The organism is Nostoc sp. DedVER02, assembly GCF_034530675.2.
Lineage (GTDB): Bacteria > Cyanobacteriota > Cyanobacteriia > Cyanobacteriales > Nostocaceae > Nostoc.
The window spans coordinates 27,748-45,263 of sequence record NZ_JAVRCP020000036.1 but is presented as its reverse complement, the minus strand read 5'-3'; the positions used below and the strand labels follow the sequence as shown (position 1 = coordinate 45,263).

At 40.3% G+C, this 17,516-nt stretch carries 15 protein-coding genes and 3 pseudogenes; 9 read left to right on the top strand and 9 right to left on the bottom strand.

All coding sequences use genetic code 11. The annotated features are described in order from the left end of the window. Positions 1 to 187: 187 nt before the first annotated feature. Both RMZ41_RS25750 and RMZ41_RS25745 read right to left on the bottom strand, forming a co-directional pair. A complete protein-coding gene (locus RMZ41_RS25750) occupies positions 188 to 1,471 on the bottom strand; it encodes an aspartate aminotransferase family protein (RefSeq protein ID WP_322643087.1) in 1,284 nt (427 codons plus the stop codon). 566 nt (positions 1,472 to 2,037) lie between these two features. After that, entirely contained in the window at positions 2,038 to 3,825 is a 1,788-nt protein-coding gene (locus RMZ41_RS25745; RefSeq protein WP_322643088.1) for an ABC transporter substrate-binding protein, read from the bottom strand. 255 nt (positions 3,826 to 4,080) lie between these two features. On the opposite strand from RMZ41_RS25745, the gene RMZ41_RS25740 reads away from it, so the two are divergent. Next, a complete protein-coding gene (locus RMZ41_RS25740; RefSeq protein WP_322643089.1) occupies positions 4,081 to 5,097 on the top strand; it encodes a potassium channel protein in 1,017 nt (338 codons plus the stop codon). Positions 5,098 to 5,188: 91 nt separating this feature from the next. Here the strand turns inward: RMZ41_RS25740 and RMZ41_RS25735 are convergent. From RMZ41_RS25735 to RMZ41_RS25720, 4 genes and pseudogenes are all read right to left on the bottom strand, one after another. Then, positions 5,189 to 5,560 (bottom strand): annotated as a pseudogene (locus tag RMZ41_RS25735) (DUF4351 domain-containing protein); the annotation flags it as partial. A gap of 56 nt (positions 5,561 to 5,616) precedes the next feature. After that, a complete protein-coding gene (locus RMZ41_RS25730) occupies positions 5,617 to 6,174 on the bottom strand; it encodes a methylmalonic aciduria and homocystinuria type D protein (protein ID WP_322643090.1) in 558 nt (185 codons plus the stop codon). A gap of 309 nt (positions 6,175 to 6,483) precedes the next feature. Further along, positions 6,484 to 6,690 carry a glycogen debranching protein gene (locus RMZ41_RS25725; RefSeq protein WP_322643091.1) on the bottom strand — a complete coding sequence of 69 codons (207 nt, stop codon included), beginning with the start codon at positions 6,688 to 6,690 and terminating at the stop codon, positions 6,484 to 6,486. Between the two features lie 146 nt (positions 6,691 to 6,836). Beyond that, complete coding sequence (locus RMZ41_RS25720; RefSeq protein WP_322643092.1) at positions 6,837 to 7,490, bottom strand: MotA/TolQ/ExbB proton channel family protein; 654 nt, start codon at positions 7,488 to 7,490, stop codon at positions 6,837 to 6,839. Between the two features lie 176 nt (positions 7,491 to 7,666). Between RMZ41_RS25720 and RMZ41_RS25715 the strand changes: the two genes are divergently transcribed. Beyond that, on the top strand, positions 7,667 to 7,846 hold the full coding sequence (locus RMZ41_RS25715; protein WP_409875971.1) for a DUF6888 family protein: 180 nt from the start codon (positions 7,667 to 7,669) through the stop codon (positions 7,844 to 7,846). After that, a complete protein-coding gene (locus RMZ41_RS25710; RefSeq protein WP_322643093.1) occupies positions 7,843 to 8,067 on the top strand; it encodes a DUF6887 family protein in 225 nt (74 codons plus the stop codon). Before RMZ41_RS25715 ends, RMZ41_RS25710 begins: the two co-directional genes overlap by 4 nt. 13 nt (positions 8,068 to 8,080) lie before the next feature. On the opposite strand, the gene rsmH is transcribed toward RMZ41_RS25710, so the two are convergent. Continuing rightward, positions 8,081 to 8,977, bottom strand: coding sequence for a 16S rRNA (cytosine(1402)-N(4))-methyltransferase RsmH (gene rsmH / locus RMZ41_RS25705; RefSeq protein ID WP_322643094.1), 897 nt, complete (start codon positions 8,975 to 8,977; stop codon positions 8,081 to 8,083). Positions 8,978 to 9,470: 493 nt separating this feature from the next. On the opposite strand from rsmH, the gene RMZ41_RS25700 reads away from it, so the two are divergent. The 5 genes and pseudogenes from RMZ41_RS25700 to RMZ41_RS25680 all read left to right on the top strand — a co-directional run. After that, positions 9,471 to 10,655: an NAD(P)H-quinone oxidoreductase subunit H gene (locus RMZ41_RS25700; protein WP_194041009.1), complete on the top strand. Its 1,185-nt coding sequence runs from the start codon at positions 9,471 to 9,473 to the stop codon at positions 10,653 to 10,655. A 231-nt stretch (positions 10,656 to 10,886) separates the two neighbouring features. Beyond that, positions 10,887 to 12,755 (top strand): phospholipase D-like domain-containing protein, encoded by a 1,869-nt coding sequence (locus tag RMZ41_RS25695; RefSeq protein ID WP_322643095.1) that lies wholly within the window; start codon positions 10,887 to 10,889, stop codon positions 12,753 to 12,755. Between the two features lie 151 nt (positions 12,756 to 12,906). Further along, positions 12,907 to 13,416: a hypothetical protein gene (locus tag RMZ41_RS25690; protein ID WP_322643096.1), complete on the top strand. Its 510-nt coding sequence runs from the start codon at positions 12,907 to 12,909 to the stop codon at positions 13,414 to 13,416. Next, on the top strand, positions 13,394 to 13,678 hold the full coding sequence (locus RMZ41_RS25685; protein ID WP_322643097.1) for a hypothetical protein: 285 nt from the start codon (positions 13,394 to 13,396) through the stop codon (positions 13,676 to 13,678). Before RMZ41_RS25690 ends, RMZ41_RS25685 begins: the two co-directional genes overlap by 23 nt. Then, positions 13,624 to 14,076, top strand: a pseudogene (locus RMZ41_RS25680) (Uma2 family endonuclease); the annotation flags it as partial. The gene RMZ41_RS25685 and the pseudogene RMZ41_RS25680, both read left to right, overlap by 55 nt. A 66-nt stretch (positions 14,077 to 14,142) precedes the next feature. On the opposite strand, the pseudogene RMZ41_RS25675 reads toward RMZ41_RS25680, so the two are convergent. Both RMZ41_RS25675 and RMZ41_RS25670 read right to left on the bottom strand, forming a co-directional pair. Continuing rightward, positions 14,143 to 14,493 (bottom strand): annotated as a pseudogene (locus tag RMZ41_RS25675) (DUF4351 domain-containing protein); the annotation flags it as partial. Positions 14,494 to 15,324: 831 nt separating this feature from the next. After that, complete coding sequence (locus RMZ41_RS25670) at positions 15,325 to 16,656, bottom strand: hypothetical protein (protein ID WP_322643098.1); 1,332 nt, start codon at positions 16,654 to 16,656, stop codon at positions 15,325 to 15,327. Positions 16,657 to 16,810: 154 nt separating this feature from the next. On the opposite strand from RMZ41_RS25670, the gene RMZ41_RS25665 reads away from it, so the two are divergent. Then, positions 16,811 to 17,383 carry a Uma2 family endonuclease gene (locus RMZ41_RS25665; RefSeq protein ID WP_322643099.1) on the top strand — a complete coding sequence of 191 codons (573 nt, stop codon included), beginning with the start codon at positions 16,811 to 16,813 and terminating at the stop codon, positions 17,381 to 17,383. The last annotated feature ends 133 nt before the right edge of the window (positions 17,384 to 17,516 follow it).

The following is a 17,516-nucleotide window of genomic DNA, read 5'->3' as shown; positions in this document are numbered from 1 at the left end:
CGGTTATTGATTTATTTTTTGATAGTCCCTAAATCAGCAAAATTTAGTTTATCCACTTTGACAACTGGAATGCACTTAATATTTAGGTCTTACAGAATTCATTCTGAATTCTGACTCCTGAATTCTGTTTTGATAAAGCCAAGAAAAAGCGAGAATATACAAAGACTTATCCTCGCTTTTTGATTATCTAAGCTGTAAGAGTTGCGATCGCCTTTTCTACAGCTTGCAAGGCACTCTTTACTTCTGCTTCCGTGACAATTAGGGGTGGCACAAATCGGACTACTTTTGGCCCGGCGGGTACTAGTAAAACACCCTCTTTTATGGCAGCATTGACGACATCGGCTGCGGTTAGTTGAATATCGGCTCGTAACTCCAAACCGTTGATTAAACCCCAACCCCGAACTTCGCCAATGTGCTGAGGATATTTAGCTGCGATCGCTTTTAATCCAGTTCGCAACTGTTCACCCCTATCTTGAACATTCTGCAAAATATTTTCCCGTTCCAATGTCTGACAAACACTGAGTGCTACACCACACACAAAAGGATTGCCGCCAAAGGTGCTGGCGTGTTCCCCTGGTTGAAAAACATCGCAGAATTTCTTACTCATCATTGCACCGATGGGAATACCGCCACCTAAGCCTTTGGCACTGGTAAAAATATCCGGTTCAACGCCGAGATGTTCGTAAGCCCATAGTTGGCCACTGCGCCCCATACCTACTTGCACTTCATCAAAAATCAATAAAATGCCAGTTTCATCGCAAATCTGCCGCAGCTTTTTGAAATAGGCAACATCTCCCGGACGCACACCGCCTTCTCCCTGCAATGGCTCGATTAGAATTGCTGCTACCCGGTAATCGCCTTCATCCAATTCGCTAATTGCCACTTCCACAGCGTTAATATCGTTGTAATTGACGTAGTGGAACCCAGGAACCAGAGGATCAAAATACTTTTGATACTTCGGTTGGGCAGTGGCGGTAATAGTCGCCAAAGTCCGGCCGTGGAAACTGGCATTGGCGGTTAGAATAATTGGTTTTTCAATTTCTAATACTGTGTGAGCATATTTCCGCGCCAGCTTAATAGCGGCTTCGTTGGCTTCAGCCCCAGAGTTGCAGAAAAATACGCGATCGGCACAAGAATGTTCAACGAGCCATTTTGCCAATTCGCCTTGTTCAGGAATATAGTACAAATTAGAGACGTGATGCAGCTTTTGGATTTGGCGTGTTACCGCTTCTACCATAACTGGGTGGGCGTGTCCCAAAGTACAAGTAGCAATTCCCGCTACAAAGTCTAGATATTCGCGCCCCTGTGTATCCCAAACCCGACATCCAGCACCCCGTTCTAGGGCTAAGGGAAACCGACCGTAGGTAGACATGACAGCTTCATTAAAGCTATCTGCATCAAAGGGACTGGAAGTTACAGACCCTGAATCTGCAAAGATGGTGGCTTGGTCAACGAGAGTTTGTAGACTCACTACCGCTCCTCCTGAAAGTTTTTCATTATATAGTTATTTACTAGTTTGCTAGAAATCACTAAAAATTACTTTTTATTTAGCACAATTCGTACTTCTTATTAGGCTAACGCTTATCCCGCATTTCTCACAAGCTTCAGGCGTTTGATGGAGCAGAGGGGCAGAGGGGAAAGAACTTGGTATTTGAACTCTCCCACTAGCGAACCTGCTCCTTTGCTCCCCTGCACAAGCGCAGACTTTAAGAGGTGTGGTGAGAAATCCGGGTTATATAAGTTTCGCGGTGGTGAAAAAAACTTTTGACCTTAATTAGCCAAAGTGGGAGCGACACGCAATTTGCGTAAATGCAGCCCAAACTAGGTATCGTCAGTCTTGGGTGGAGTCCAGCGATTTTCTCACTGATGTCCAAGCCCGACTCGTCATAGCACAAGCCTTGGTGGTTAGAACATCAACAGATGATGAAACTTAGACATAAAAAGACTTTTCACCCAGTCCCCAGTCCCTTCCTATAAATGTTAGCCTGCGGTTTTGATGAGTCAAGCTTGGATAGATGAGAAAATCTCTGCTGAGAATTATTTTTCTGTGATTTTCAGTTCATCAATATTCCAAAAAGTTGAACCCAAGGCAGAAAACTTGATGGGATTGACACGTTCACGCACTGCTTGAAACGAGATTGGATTCACAAGACAGAATATCGGCAACTGTTCAGCAACGATTTGCTGGAATCTCTCATAAATCGCCTTGCGCTTGCTCTGGTCTAGTTCTTTAAATCCGGCGCTGAAAAGATTGTCAATTTCTTTCTCCCATTCAGAAACTACCCATCCTTGAAGTGGGGGTTTTCCTGGTAGAGAACCTTGGTTGAACTGATGAAATGAACCTTGACTAGTCCAAAATAGAGATAAAAGATTAGGTTCAACATCTGCACCAGGAACACCAAACGCACCAACATAACAATCCCAATCTCGACGAGAGAGTAGCTTTTGCAATATTACGTTAAAACTGACTACCTGCAAATCTGCTTTGATACCAATTTGACTGAAGTCTTGTTGGATTTGAACTGCGGCATCGATTCTTGATTGATCTTCCGCTTTCACCAAAAGATTAAATTGCACCCGATTTCCATCTTCGTCTAACAGCTCTTTTTGGGAGTTGTATTTAAAGCCAGCCTCTAGCAACATCTGCCTAGCTCTCTGGGGATTATAATCATAAACTTTTAACCCTGCTGCTGGGGACAAATAATAAGGACTTTGAACAGCAATTGGTGAATGTTGGATTTTGCCTAAACCGCGATAGATATTAGTTTTCATCCGGTCGCGGTCAATGGCATAAGCAACTGCTTGTCTAAAAGCTAAGTTATTAAACCATTGAGATTTGATTGGGTCTATAAAAGGCTTCCCTTTGGAATTACTAGCTTGGTTGAGATTGAAACCCACAAAGCTAAAACCCGCAGTAGTCCCACCATTGTAAATAATAAACTTTCCTCGTTTTTCCTCTTTTTTGAGTAACCCAAATACTGCTGGTGTCACATTTAAAGTATCTAGTTCCCCTGAGCGAAATCTCAGTAATTGGTTTTCTGTAGAAGCAATAATTTGCCAGACAATACGTTCAATATAAGGCTGAGGATTACTTTGAGAATCTTTGCGCCAGTAATAAGGGTTGCGTCGTAAAATTACCCGTTCACCAGGAGTATAGCTTTCTATTTTGTACGGCCCATTGGAGATAATTTTTTGCGGAGCGGTATTGGTTCCCCACATTGAGAGAAACTGAGGATTACCATTAGCATCTTTGGAGAATACAGAAGAACGCAAGGCATGAGCAGGTAAAATCGCTAGTCTTTCGGCGTATCTTAAAAAAGGAGCAAAAGGTTCCGTAAAAGTGAACTCAACTCGCAGAGCATCTAGTTTCTGCACTGAGGGGAAAGTTTCGGTGTTGCCAATGCGTAAAAAATCTCTATATAAAGTGGGAATTTTTTTATTAAGATAAATATCTTGATATGTAAAGACTACATCATCTGCCGTGAGAGGTTCACCATCTGACCATTTCAATCCTGTTTTTAAGTTAAAAATAATTCGCTTTTTATCAGCAGATATTGACCAAGATTCTGCCAGTCCTGGTTCTAACTTACTAGTCATAACATTTTCATCGACCAATCCTTTATAAATCAAAGAAAAAACACTGTATGGAGAGTCATTAATGGCATAGTTAAAAGTAGTTGGATCGCTTAGGGAAACTAAAACTAATTGAGCTACCTGAGATGCTTTGCTTTTCATTTGTGTCGGGTGACAGCTTGTGAGCAAGAAACAACAAGATAGCAGCAAACCAACTACTAAATTCAGAGGTCGAACAACAGCAGGAATCATCTCTAGTTATCTACCTTGCAGCTACTATCTACACAGTACAGTATGGTGATTTCCTAGTATTAGGATCGTGGCAGTAGACCGAAATGTTCTGCGATCGCAATGACCTGTTATAGCTAGATAACTTGTAGTTTGAATGTACTAAAAAGCACAAATGCGATAAAGTTATTACAAAACTAGAAAAAGTAGGCTAAAAGTACTATTGTTACTTCATTCTCAACACTTGAGCAAAAATATCAACGTATCCAAAAGGAGTTAATGGCTGGGGCGATCGCTCTTGGCGGTGTTTTCTTCATTGGCACTTCGTGGTACTCGTTAGTTGAGGGTTGGTCATGGGAAGATGCAGCTTACATGACAGTGATCACTCTAGCGACTGTGGGATACGGGGAGACGCATCCACTGGGTAATCGCGGACGATTATTTACCATCGCCCTGATTTTGTTGGGTGTAATCAACATCGGTTACATTGTCAACAGATTTACAGAAGCGATCATTCAAGGCTACTTTCAACAAGGAATTCGGCTACAACAACAAAGGCGGTTAATGGAATCCCTGTCAGAACATTACATCATCTGTGGATTTAGCCGCACTGGTCGGCAAATTGCTAAGGAATTTCAGGCTGAAGGCGTACCTTTTGTAGTGATTGATGCTGATATGGAATCTGTGCAAAGGGCGCAAGCAGAAGGTTACACAGCATTCCAAGGTGATGCTACATTAGATGACACACTTTTGAAAGTTGGTATTGAACGGGCGATGTGTATTGTTGCAGCCCTACCTTCAGATGCCGAAAATTTATATATAGTTTTATCAGCCAAAACACTGAATTCAGGAATTCGGGTAATCGCCCGCGCCAGTACAGAAGAAGCTTTGCAGAAGTTACGACGCGGTGGTGCAGATGAAGTCATATCCCCCTATATTACTGGCGGGAAGCGTATGGCTGCTGCCGCTCTCAGACCCCAAGTATTGGACTTTGTAGACGGGATTCTCACAGGTGCAGACCGTCAGTTATATATGGAAGAATTTTTACTCGACCCGGCTTTTTGTCCCTTTGTGGGTCAGAGTTTGCAAAAAGCGAGATTGCGATCGCAATCTGGGGCATTAGTTCTGGCAATTCGCCGCGCTGATGGCACTTTAATCGGTGGCCCCACTGGCGATACGATTTTAATGCCAGGCGATCGGCTAATTGGTATGGGTACAGCAGAACAGTTGCGTAGCCTGAACCAAATTCTCGGCCCAATTGGTTCTCAAAAATTGCGACGACCGAAAAGTAGTTGAGGGCAGATATCAGATAATTTTTGTAGACAAAAAGTAATAAGAAAAAAGTTCTAAAAAAATAGGTATTGATATGAATACAAATTTAGAAGATTAATCCCTCCAATTGTTCAGTAGATAAGACTTGGAGACGTTCAATTATTAATGAATCTATCTCACCAAAGCGTCTATTTACAAGGCGTAAAGTATATTTCAATGCTTCCTTCTGCTCTCCCCTTTGTTCTCCCTGATGCAAAATATCCTGATAAATCACTGACTCTTGCATAATTTCCTCCCGTTTGAAATTCCAGGTGTAAAATCCGATTTTCTGTTTGCAGAAATGTCACGGAATCAGCGCGGATCGGTTCAATGCTCAATTCGGTTTTTAAAATTTCAATTTTTGCGGTTCTTGATTTAGTAACCAACGAGCAAAATCATGGGGATACTTTTCTGCAAGTATTTTACAAAGGTTGTCATATTCTGCCATCTGGCATGATTGCACCTGATTTTATGAAATATTATCTAATGGTCAATGACTAATGACTAATAATCGATTTCTTTCCACCCATGCATGGATGCTATGCCTTTTGTAACCCATTCGATCACAATTGGGGGAGCTTCTGATATCAAAATGCTAGGATAAACTGCTGCACCCCATTCGGGATGCACTAGTACGCGGCATTGATTTTTAATCACTGGATAGTTGAGCAAAGCTTTGACAACTGCTGTGTCATCGTGGGGGATTGCTCCGGGATGAGATAGTAAAGGATAGCCTGTACGAGGGTCGATTAAGTCTGTTAAATAACCGCGATCGCGCAAATTAAATGCCAAATCACAGCCAAATCGCATAAACTTTTCTCGTAAGCGTTCTTTCTCTGACTCTACTTCTGCCGTCTTTTTGACTAATTGATAACGCGATCGCTGTAAGACAATCACTACTCGTAAAAATGGCTGCCGTTTCCAATCTGGTAATATCCGTTCGCAGTTGGCACAGATATATTGGCTGGGAGCATGAATTGAAATTTGAACCGCTTGTCCTATTTCGCCAACTAAATTAATAGGACAGGCTTGCTCCGAAGTGTAAACTTTGGGATAGTTCACTAAATTGATTCGGCTTATATAAGTTTTTTAATTTAATCTCCGGTATAGATGATAGCTCTTAAAAGTTCAAAAAAATCATCAATTTCTTATTTTATGTTACTTTTTTTTAGCAACAATTGCTAATAATTTGAGAATTTTAATCCGAATTTTATCCTTTATTAACCTGTTCTCATATAATTTGGTGCGATCGCTGTAGGCATTGCCATAGATACAGCGTGTGGTAAACAAGCAATGCATACGGCAGGCTACGCCTACGCTCCTGAAATCTATTCGATCAAAACCTTAAAAAATGAACTCTATCTCACCCAATTAATTGAGTTTTAAAGAATTCACCGGTACTTCATCCCAAGAATCGACTGTCCGCAATTGCGCTATCCAGCCTGCTTCCTTTTGCGCCTCGGTCAAATTATTCTGGAAGGAATCATGACACTCTTTAGCTTGAGATTCATTACAAGTAGCAATACAGGCATGAATCATCCCAGACGGATCAATTTGCTCATTTACCCAAATAGTCATGGAATATTCCCTCGAAAACTGTATTGAAAAAAGCTATTAATTATTTTAGAACACTATTAGAGACGAAAATTGTAGGGCAAAATCGGTAACAAATAGTAAACTAATCCCAATTACCGATTGCTAATTTATAATTCTCCAGTTTTGCTTCATCTGGTAGGCACATAGGATTTATCGCCTCTTTCGTAGCGACGGCGGTAGAGTAATTCTAACTGTCCACCATATTCTTGAATCCAAGCTATTTGGCGTTGATAGAGTCCTCGGAAAGTATTAGCAAATAATAGTGTAAAGATTGCTACTACCAATCCTGATGCTGTGGATACTAAAGCTTCACTAATTCCAGCTGTCACACCTGTTGTTTTACTACCTCCCACATCTCCAATATTTAGAGAGGCAAAGGAGTTAATTAATCCTAAGACAGTTCCTAGAAGTCCCAACAACGGTGCAAGACCAATAATTGTCTCAAAAATATTTTGCGATCGCTTCAGTAAGGGAATTTCGGCTTGTGCTTCACTTTCTAGTGCCAAACGAAATTCTTCTGGTGTCGGCTCCTCTAATTCTAAAGCTGCTAAAAAAATTCGGGCGATAGGTAAATCAGCATTTTTTTGCAATTTATCTACAGCACTAACTACATTATCCAGGCGATAAAGCTGTAGTACCTCTCGTACTACCTTGTTTTGTCGATTACTTATCCTTACCCAAAAAATGATCCGTTCGATAATCAGCGCCACGCCTAACAAAGAGAATGCCAGCAGAGGCCACATGACTACGCCACCTGCTGTAAACAGATTACTAATTTCCATCTACTCTTTTTTAACTCATCAACAACGCTAGATTAACATCTCGTTGAGATGGAGCAGTTTAACGCTGCATTGTAGTTACAACAGCTTTTGGGCTATCCTCAGTTTGGCCGATCGCGATCGCAGGTTATTGAGAATTTATTTTTAGCAGTAACTTTAATAAATGTTAAGGAGTTCAGATTATTCCTACACCAGAACAAAAAACACAGTGCTACATATTGTGCTGTTGGTTTACTAAGCTTTACTTGCCGATTAATATCGTTCGGATGGATGAACGGACAAAAAATCTATTCTTCTTGGCAGGCGAGGAAAATATCATAGAGATATATCCTAACGGTAAATGGAGATACATAGGATGAGCAAGCCTAATTTTCATGCAATGAGTCAGAAAGAGTTACATGATTACGTTCTTGCTCATCGGGAAGATCAAGAAGCCTTCTACGCTTATGTCGATAAGTTGCATCTCGAAGGTAATTGGATTGAAATGCCACCGTTACAGTCAGAACAAGATTTAGAAAATTATCCTAAGTTTATTGAGCGTATTCGCAGCAGTTCTGAGCCACGAGATGAAGCAGTTTAGCGCTGCATTGCAGTTACAGCAACTTTTCAGCTATTCTCAGTTTGGCCGATCGCGATCGCGGATTCTGACTAATTTCTTCTTCTTGTGCAATAATCGGCTTTTTTGTCAAGACTTTTAACAAAGGTGAATTTCTTAAACCATGCTTCACCGGACGGTCTTCTAAACTATGAAAACTGATAATCGCAATTCTACCGCCAGGGACAAGGGCATTTGGGGCTTTATCCAAAAAGGTTTCTAGGGATTTTAATTCGTCGTTGACGACAATTCGCAAAGCTTGAAAAACCCGAGTTGCCGGGTGAATTCTACCATAACGGTATTTTGGAGGGACTGAAGAAGCGATCGCATCAGCTAATTCTGTAGTCGTATGCAACGGTCGGCGTTCTATAATACGACGAGCAATGCGCCGTGATAATCTTTCCTCACCGTACTTAAAGAAAATATCAGCTAATTCTGCTTCATCCCAATTATTAATCACATCAGCAGCAGTTAGCGATCGCCCTCGATCCATTCGCATATCTAAATTTGCAGATTGGCGAAAGCTAAAACCCCGTTCTGCTTGATCTAAATGGTAAGAACTTACCCCCAAATCGGCTAAAATACCATCGAAAGTGTTAGGGGGAAATTCGTAGTCAGCAAAATTACTATAAATAAATTGTACGCGATCGCCAAACTCAGCTAATTCTTTCTTTGCAGCAGCTAAAGCATCTTCATCTTGGTCAACTGCCGTTACCCGCACATCTTCAGCAGCTTCTAAAATTAAGCGACTGTGACCACCACCGCCTACCGTTACATCTAAATAATGTCCACCTGGACGAACCGCCAAACCCTCAATTACCTCCCGTCCCAAAACGGAAATATGAGAAAAAGCCAGTTCTTCTAAATCTAGCGGCGTTTGTAAATCTGATTTCATCTTTAATTTTAATTTTATTTTTGTTTCTATTTGGTAAGACCTACACCAAAAACCTCTTAAACTCCTATTCTTCCGTGTCGCGCCAGTTGCTACAAGTCGGGGAACCGCAAGGACGCACTGGCTTCTCTACGTCCTCTGTGGTTCAATTTCCCATTACTTATACGTAAGTCTTATTTAACACCCATTCCCGATTCTCCATTCCCAATTCCCAATCCTTAACATCAAGATTTTAAATGCAAAAAGAGATTACATGAAAAAAAACCTGTGCCTCAATCCCTTGCATATCAAGCTTCCCTATAATAATTGAAGAGGTGCAACGAAATGAAACAATTACAACTCCTGCGCTGCTATCCTCTCTCCAACATAACCCTGTAGAGTCAAAATTATATAGATTGCCCCTACAAACCTCATTTTGGCAGACTAGATAAATCGGCTGTGGTTGGAATCTAGGCGGTTCAATTCAAAATTTTCACGAACGGAGAACACGAAATCTATGACCAGACTAGAAACCCGCACTGAACCAATGGTGCTAAACATGGGGCCACACCACCCCTCAATGCACGGGGTTCTGCGGTTAATCATGACTCTGGATGGCGAGGATGTCGTTGACTGTGAACCAGTTATCGGCTATTTGCACCGGGGAATGGAAAAAATCGCTGAGAACCGTACTAATGTAATGTACGTCCCCTACGTTAGTCGGTGGGACTACGCGGCGGGAATGTTCAACGAAGCGGTTACTGTTAACGCCCCAGAAAAACTTGCAGGTGTAGCTGTTCCCAAACGCGCTAGCTACATCCGCGTCATTATGCTGGAGTTGAACCGCATTGCTAACCACTTGCTATGGTTTGGCCCTTTCCTCGCTGACGTAGGCGCACAAACTCCCTTCTTCTACCAGTTCCGCGAACGGGAGATGATTTATGATTTGTGGGAAGCAGCTACAGGTTATCGGATGGTAAATAATAACTACTTCCGCGTAGGTGGAGTAGCGGCTGATTTACCTTATGGTTGGGTAGATAAGTGTCTGGAATTCTGCGACTATTTATTACCCAAAGTTGATGAGTACGAACGTTTAGTAACAGATAACCCCATCTTCCGGCGGCGTGTTGAGGGTATTGGTACTATCACGCGAGAAGAAGCAATTAACTGGGGACTTTCTGGCCCAATGTTACGCGCTTCTGGCGTGCAATGGGACTTGCGGAAAGTTGACCATTACGAATGTTACGACGATTTCGATTGGGATGTACAGTGGGAAACCGCCGGTGATTGCTTTGCCCGTTACGTAGTGCGGATGCGGGAAATGCGCGAATCTGTGAAGATTATTCGCCAAGCAATTAAAGGACTTCCTGGCGGCCCTTACGAAAATCTGGAAGCCAAGCGTTTAGCCGCAGGTAAAAAATCTGAGTGGGACGCATTTGATTACCAATTCATCGGCAAAAAAGTTTCCCCCACTTTCAAGATGCCCAAGGGTGAAATCTACGCCCGTGTAGAAAGTGGCAAAGGTGAATTGGGAATTTATTTAGTTGGCGATGATAACGTCTTCCCCGCACGTTGGAAGATTCGCGCCGCAGATTTCAACAACCTCCAGATTGTTCCACATTTACTGCGCGGGATGAAGGTTGCAGATATTGTGGTTATTCTCGGTAGTGTTGACGTAATTATGGGTTCTGTGGATAGGTAGAAAATATCTATCTAATTATTTTTTTGAGCAGTTGTATTATGCAACTGCTCTTTTTTTTATAATTTTTGAAGATGCGATAAATCGCCGTCTTTAGGAAGAAGACGCGATAAATCGCCGTCTCTACAAGGGATTGATTATTGTAGAGTCGGCGATTTATCGCGTCTCTAATCTGGCTGGAAAATTTTTTTACTCATATAACAGATGTACAAAATATTTATCGAGTTTTAAATAATGCCCCGCATTTTTGACAACATAGATTTGCAACTGCTACCGATTTTACGAGAAACTCTCAAAATCTCTTATCGAGCAGATTTTTGTGTTGGCTACTTTAACCTCAGAGGTTGGCGAAGAATTGATGATTTAGTCGAACAGTATGTTGGTGGTGAAAATGCTTGTTGTCGTTTGCTAATTGGGATGCAAAGCTTACCCAGTGATGAAGTTCATGCAGCGTTTAGCCTTGTTAGTGGTGATGGACGAATTGACAACAGTAGCATTGTGCGGTTTAAAAAACGCATGGCGGCGGAATTTCGTCAACAGTTAACTATTGGTGCGCCAACTAATCAGGATGAAGCGGGGTTGCGGCGGTTAAGTCATCAGCTAAAAAGTCAGAAGGTAATTATTAAACTGTTTTTGCGTCATTCTCTCCATGCCAAGTTATATCTTGTGCATCGCAATGACCCGAATACTCCAATTGTGGGATTCTTGGGTAGTAGTAATTTAACCCTTCCCGGATTGGCGAAACAAGGGGAGTTGAATGTTGATATTTTAGACCACGATGCTTGTAATAAACTACAAAAGTGGTTTAGCGATCGCTGGCAAGATTACGGTTGTGTAGATATTTCCCAAGAATTAGCAGAAATTATCGATCAGAGTTGGGCTAGGCAAGAGCTAGTTTCGCCTTACTACATCTACCTGAAGATAGCTTACCACTTATCCCATGAAGCGATCGCCGGACTTTCAGAATTTCGTATCCCCCGCGAATTTAACAACTTATTTGACTTCCAAAAAGCTGCCATACAGCTAGCAGCACGTCATGTAACTAGGCGTGACGGCGTATTAGTGGGTGATGTGGTCGGTTTGGGCAAAACTTTAGTTGGAACTGCCCTTGCCAAGATATTACAAGAAGATTGTTATTTAGAAACACTGATTATTTGCCCAAAAAACTTGGTTTCAATGTGGCAAGAATATGTAAATAACTATCGGTTACTTGCCGAAATTATGCCAATTAGTCAAGTACAAAATAAATTACCAACATTGCGGCGTTACCGAGTTGTATTAATTGATGAAAGTCATAATTTACGGAACCGCGAAGGTAAACGTTATCGAACAATAATAGAATATATTGCAGCTAACGAAAGTAAATGTATTTTATTATCTGCAACTCCTTACAATAAAAGTTACCTTGACCTTTCTGCCCAACTACGGCTATTTGTGCCAGAAGACCAAGATTTAGGATTAAGACCAGAAGCTTTAATTAATGAACTTGGCAGCAGTTCCATAGGAGAATTAGAGTTTATTAGAAAGCATCAATGTTCAGTTCGCTCTTTAGCGGCCTTTGAGAAAAGCGAACACCCTGATGACTGGCGAGAATTGATGAAGCGTTACATGGTAAGGCGTACTCGCTCTTTTATTAAAGATAATTATGCCCACACAGATGAAACAGGGCGGAAATATTTAGAATTTGCTGATGGGAGACGTTCTTATTTTCCCCAGCGTTTACCTCAGAATCTCAAGTTTCCTCTAGAAGGTTCTGATACTGATTTTTATGCTCGTCTTTACTCTGAGTTAGTAATAGAAGTGATTAATCAACTTAGTTTACCGCGTTATGGGCTAGGGAATTACGTTATTGCTAAACAAAAACAGCCGCCTACAGACACCGAACAACGTTTTATTAATAGCTTATTTCGTGGCGGTAGGAGGTTAATGGGTTTTTCTCGCACTAATTTATTTAAACGTTTAGAAAGTAGTGGCGTTGCTTTTATCCAATCAATTGAACGCCATATATTACGAAACTTCATTTATTTATATGCTTTAGAGCAAGGACTTGATATTCCCATTGGAACTCAAGAGGCTGAGTTATTAGGGAACTCCGAAAAATAAATTATCCCAATTTCTGGACTCAATACGACTGTTCCTCCCCCTGCTCCCTGCTCCCTGCCCCCTGCCTACACAGCGATGGGATATTTTTTTAATTGGAAGTCCCTTAGATACGAGTAATAATGATGAAGATGCCGATTCTGTAGCAGCAGCTTTGTTTGATACAGAAACAGAAGATGATGATTCTGACCTAACATTAGAGAATGGGGAGAATTTAAAGCCTCTCTCCTTGCAAGAGAGAGGTTTTCCAGATTATGTTTTTCGTCAAAGAGCAAAATTAATTTACCAAGAATATAGAACTCGATATCAACGAAGATTTAAGTGGTTGCGTTCTACGCTTTTTGATATTAAGAAACTGAAACGTGATTTGCTAGAAGATGCTAAAGCCCTGATTAATGTGCTGCAACAGTGTGGCGAGTGGAATCCTCAAAAAGATGAAAAGCTTGCAGCTTTAATCAAACTATTAACAGAAATTCATCCCAAAGATAAAGTACTAATTTTCACACAATTTGCTGATACAGTCCGCTACCTTGCAGACAATTTGCAGTCGAATCATATTACTAATGTAGCTGGGGTAACGGGACAATCTAAAGACCCCACAATAATAACGGGAAGATTTAGCCCAGTGAGTAATGGAAAACGTGAGCAAATTACCGAGAGATAAACAGCATCACAACTTAGTGCAAAAGGGTGCTGAATTGATTGCTGAGGAAGAGAAAAATGCCGGCGGTCAATTAGGGCGACCATCTGGTGCTAGATTCCGCACTTATGAACGACTAAAAAGTTATGTTCAAGAAATGAAAGGAACACTATTTGTTAGTGAAGAACTTTTAAAAGCAATTGATGAAATTTACCGTTATCCTTTACGACACAGGGAAAACATAGCAGAATCCAAACTCGTTTATCAACTGAGATTAATCGGGTAAGCAAATCTGAGCAAAAAGCTTTAGCATTAACTGAATTACGCTGCACATTTGGAGAACGCTCTTTAGTTCCAGATATTGCTGTATTTGAGTGGTCACGGCTTATTGTTGATGAAGATGGGGAAATTGCCAATAAATTTGAAATTTATCCAGATTGGATAATTGAAATTCTCTCACCTGACCAATTTCCTAACCGAGTGATTGATAAAATTATTTTCTGTATTAATCATGGAACAAAATTAGGTTGGTTTATTGACTCTAATGATAAATCGGTAATGGTATTTCAACCTAATAAATTGCCAGAAGTAAAATATAATAACGATAAATTGGCTGTTCTTGATGAATTAGCAGATTGGCAAATTACGCCAGCAGATATATTTAGTTGCTTAAAGGTTAAATAGTAAATCAATATATAAATGGTAGGGTGCATTAACCTTTGGCTAACGCACCCTACTGGATTTTAAAAATTAAACTGTTTGATTTGCTTCCAACCAGTTAAGTAAATCCTCAATGGCTGTAAAATCCAATAAAGCCTCGCTAAGTACCTCTAATTGCTCTAAGGAAAGAGTTTGAATCCGCCCCCGAACCTCTTGTGGTAAATCTCCTACCCGTTTTTGTAGTTGCCGTAACACGAGGGTTTGTCCTTGTTCTTGTTTTCCCCGCTCGTAACCAATGCGCTCGCCTGTGGTAATGTAGCTCATAGTCCGCTCTTGCTCTAATTTCTTAAACTCTTGCCAAAATTCTGCTTCCAAGGCTTTTGGTAAAATCATAACCCAATCAATAAATCGATAAAGGTTACGAATATCTTTTTCTTGCAATAGACGCGATAAATCGCCGTCTCTACAAAGGACTGATTATTGTAAAGACGGCGATTTATCGCGTCTTTGGGAACTTGTGGAAAACACCTAAATTAGAAAGCAAACAAACTGGGGTTTGAATAAGTAAAAGCTGCTTCTGCTTGCGGAAAATACCAAAACTAGTAAGTCAAATCACCTTTTGAGTAAATCAAAGCTGCTTTTGCTTGCGGAAAACACCAAAATTAGTAAGCAAACTGGGGTTTGAATAAGTAAAAGCTCATTTTGCTTGCAGAAAACACCGAAATGAGAAAGCAAACTGGGGTTTGAATAAGTAAAAGCTTCTTTTGCTTGCGGAAAACACTGAAATGAGAAAGCAAACTGGAGTTTGAATAAGTAAAAGCTTCTTTTTAGAAAGCATTTCAGTGTTTTGAGAAAGTAAACAGACCTTTTTATAAAGCAATTAGATGTTTTGATAAAGTAATCAGCAAATATACTTGACAATAAAAAATCACAGCTGCACAAATAAACCCGACTTTTAGAGAAATCGATAATTTTTCCGTATAATTTCTCAGCCTAATTAAATGTAAAGGATTTATAAAGTATAAAAAGTATGGGTAAAAATTTAACTCGTCTAAAGCTGATTTTTCACGGTATCTGGAAAACCTCTCTTTAAATCTCTCTCTCTTAAAAGAAGAGAAACTTTAGAATTTTCCCCCTTACCGACACGGGAAGGGGGTTAGGGGGTTAAGTTTTGGTGGATTTTTTCACATAACGTGAAAAGTCAGACAAGTAAGTGAGGTACAAATGCAAGACTCACGCACCAAATAGAGTTTTTGCCTCCTCCCTCACTGCCTAACTTCGTTGAAAACCCTTAGCTGGCTTTTGTTGCCCCTTACCCTTTGGCTTAGATTTGCTAACTTCTCCTAAAGCTTCCTGAAATAAGTTATGCAAATGTATGGGTACACTGGCAATATCTGGTAACTCTGGCTCAATAGGTTTGTGGAATTCTTGCAAAAGTGCATTCAAATCACTTTCAAGGTTAAATGGACGTTGCAAAACTGTTTGCAACACATTTTCTAATTGAATTGGATACTGTTGTGCTAATCGATGCCAAATAAAAGTATTAATACTTTTATCTTCGAGATAGTAACGAATTAGTTTTTCTGCCCCTTGAACACTTTGCCAATCTTCTGTTGATAAAATTGCTTGTACCTTACTATAAGTTGGTAAAAACATTTGTCCCCAACGAGGATGAGAAAGGGCTGTTACTTGTTCTGCTTTCTTGAGTTCGGCAGGTAAATCAACCTTTGGCATAACCATTTTACTATTACCAGCTTTGCTGTTTAACATCTGAGAGACTACGTTAGAATCAGCACCAAATTCTTGGGCTGCTGCTTTGATTTCTTCGTCTCCAATGCCAGCCGCTTCTGCCACTTCCGCTAAAGATTTTGAAGGGTCAATTCCTGCGGCTGCGAAGCTTTTTTCAGTAATTACTTCTTGAAATTCCGCTATTTTTTTATTAAGTTGGTATCCAGGTAAAGTGATTTCATCAGTACCAAAAAAGTCCACAAATTGCTGATGATATTTTGTTACTGATTGCCAAGCTTCTTCTAATAAGTCTGGAGCATCGCTGTAAAGATTACTTTTATAGTTTTCTTTAAAATTTCCAATTGCTACAGCCAATTTTGGTTTACCTAATTTGCCCATTATTGTGTAGGGGCCAGATAACATCCAATAGCTATCGGTGACAGGAGAAATACGAGTTAGTAAAATTTCTCCTACTTTCAACCGAGATATTGCCTGTAATGTTTGAGTATTGTTAGGCTTGACAATATAGCTTTTATCTGTTAGCCAGTTCGTCAATTCAAAGCCATCAGGTAAAATGTTACTAATGGCAAATAAGCCAATAAAACTATGATGCCAGCTTTTGATCAAGTTGCGATCGCTCTCTTCTAAATCTGGATGGCTTTCAATAAACAATTCTAATGGTGATTTTTCACCGACTTTCCCGGCTGTCAGAAAGCTATCGATAATTAAGTCCTGCTGTGTACTATCGCCACTTCCACGACGCAACTGTTCTGCTGCATAAGTTTCCAGTGCTTTTGCCAGTTCACCTTCAGCATCTAGGACAAAATCTACTAGGGCTTGTTTTAATTGGTGCGATCGTTCTAATATGACATCCACAAGTTAATCTCTCGGTGCGACAGATGTAGATTATAGCCTTTGAGAAAATTACAGCATCTAGCAATAGCTAGATTTATAGTGAGGTGTACTTAGCATATTTAGCTGTCAAACTTATCTTAAACTAGATACAACGCATCATACAAGGTTATTACAGATGGTCGCAATCCCAAATTCTAGTTATGTTTCCCCAGAAGACTATCTCAAAGAAGAAGAAACTAGTCCTATCAAGCATGAATATAGACAGGGACAGATTTATGCAATGGCAGGAGCAAGTAACAGCCATGTAATTATTTCTCTTAATATTGCTTCAATGCTGAGAAATCATTTGCGCGGGAGTGGTTGTCAGACTTATATCTCAGACACCAAAGCACATATTGAATCGATTAATATCTATTACTACCCCGATGTGATGGTAAGCTGTGACCAACGAGATAAAGCTTTTAATAACTTTTTGCGTTATCCCTGCTTAATTGTAGAAGTGCTATCTCCAACAACAGAAGCCTTTGACCGAGGCGATAAATTTGCTGACTACCGACAAATGGAGTCACTTCAGGAATATGTACTTATGAGTCAAACTCGCTTAAATGTTGAGTGTTTTCGCCGCAACTCAGAGAGACAATGGGTACTTTATCCCTATGGAAAAGAAGATATCATTCATCTGGCAAGTGTAGATTTTCGATGTGCTGTTGCAGATTTATATGAGGATGTTACTTTTGAATCACCTTAATTGACTGACTACTAGATTAAAAGCAAGAAACCAGAATCTTAAAGATTAAAAATGTGTTTTTATAAAGCAAAATAAAAAGGCAAAAGAAGATTTTCTTTTGCCTTTTCAGTTTTTACCTTTTAATCGAGACGCG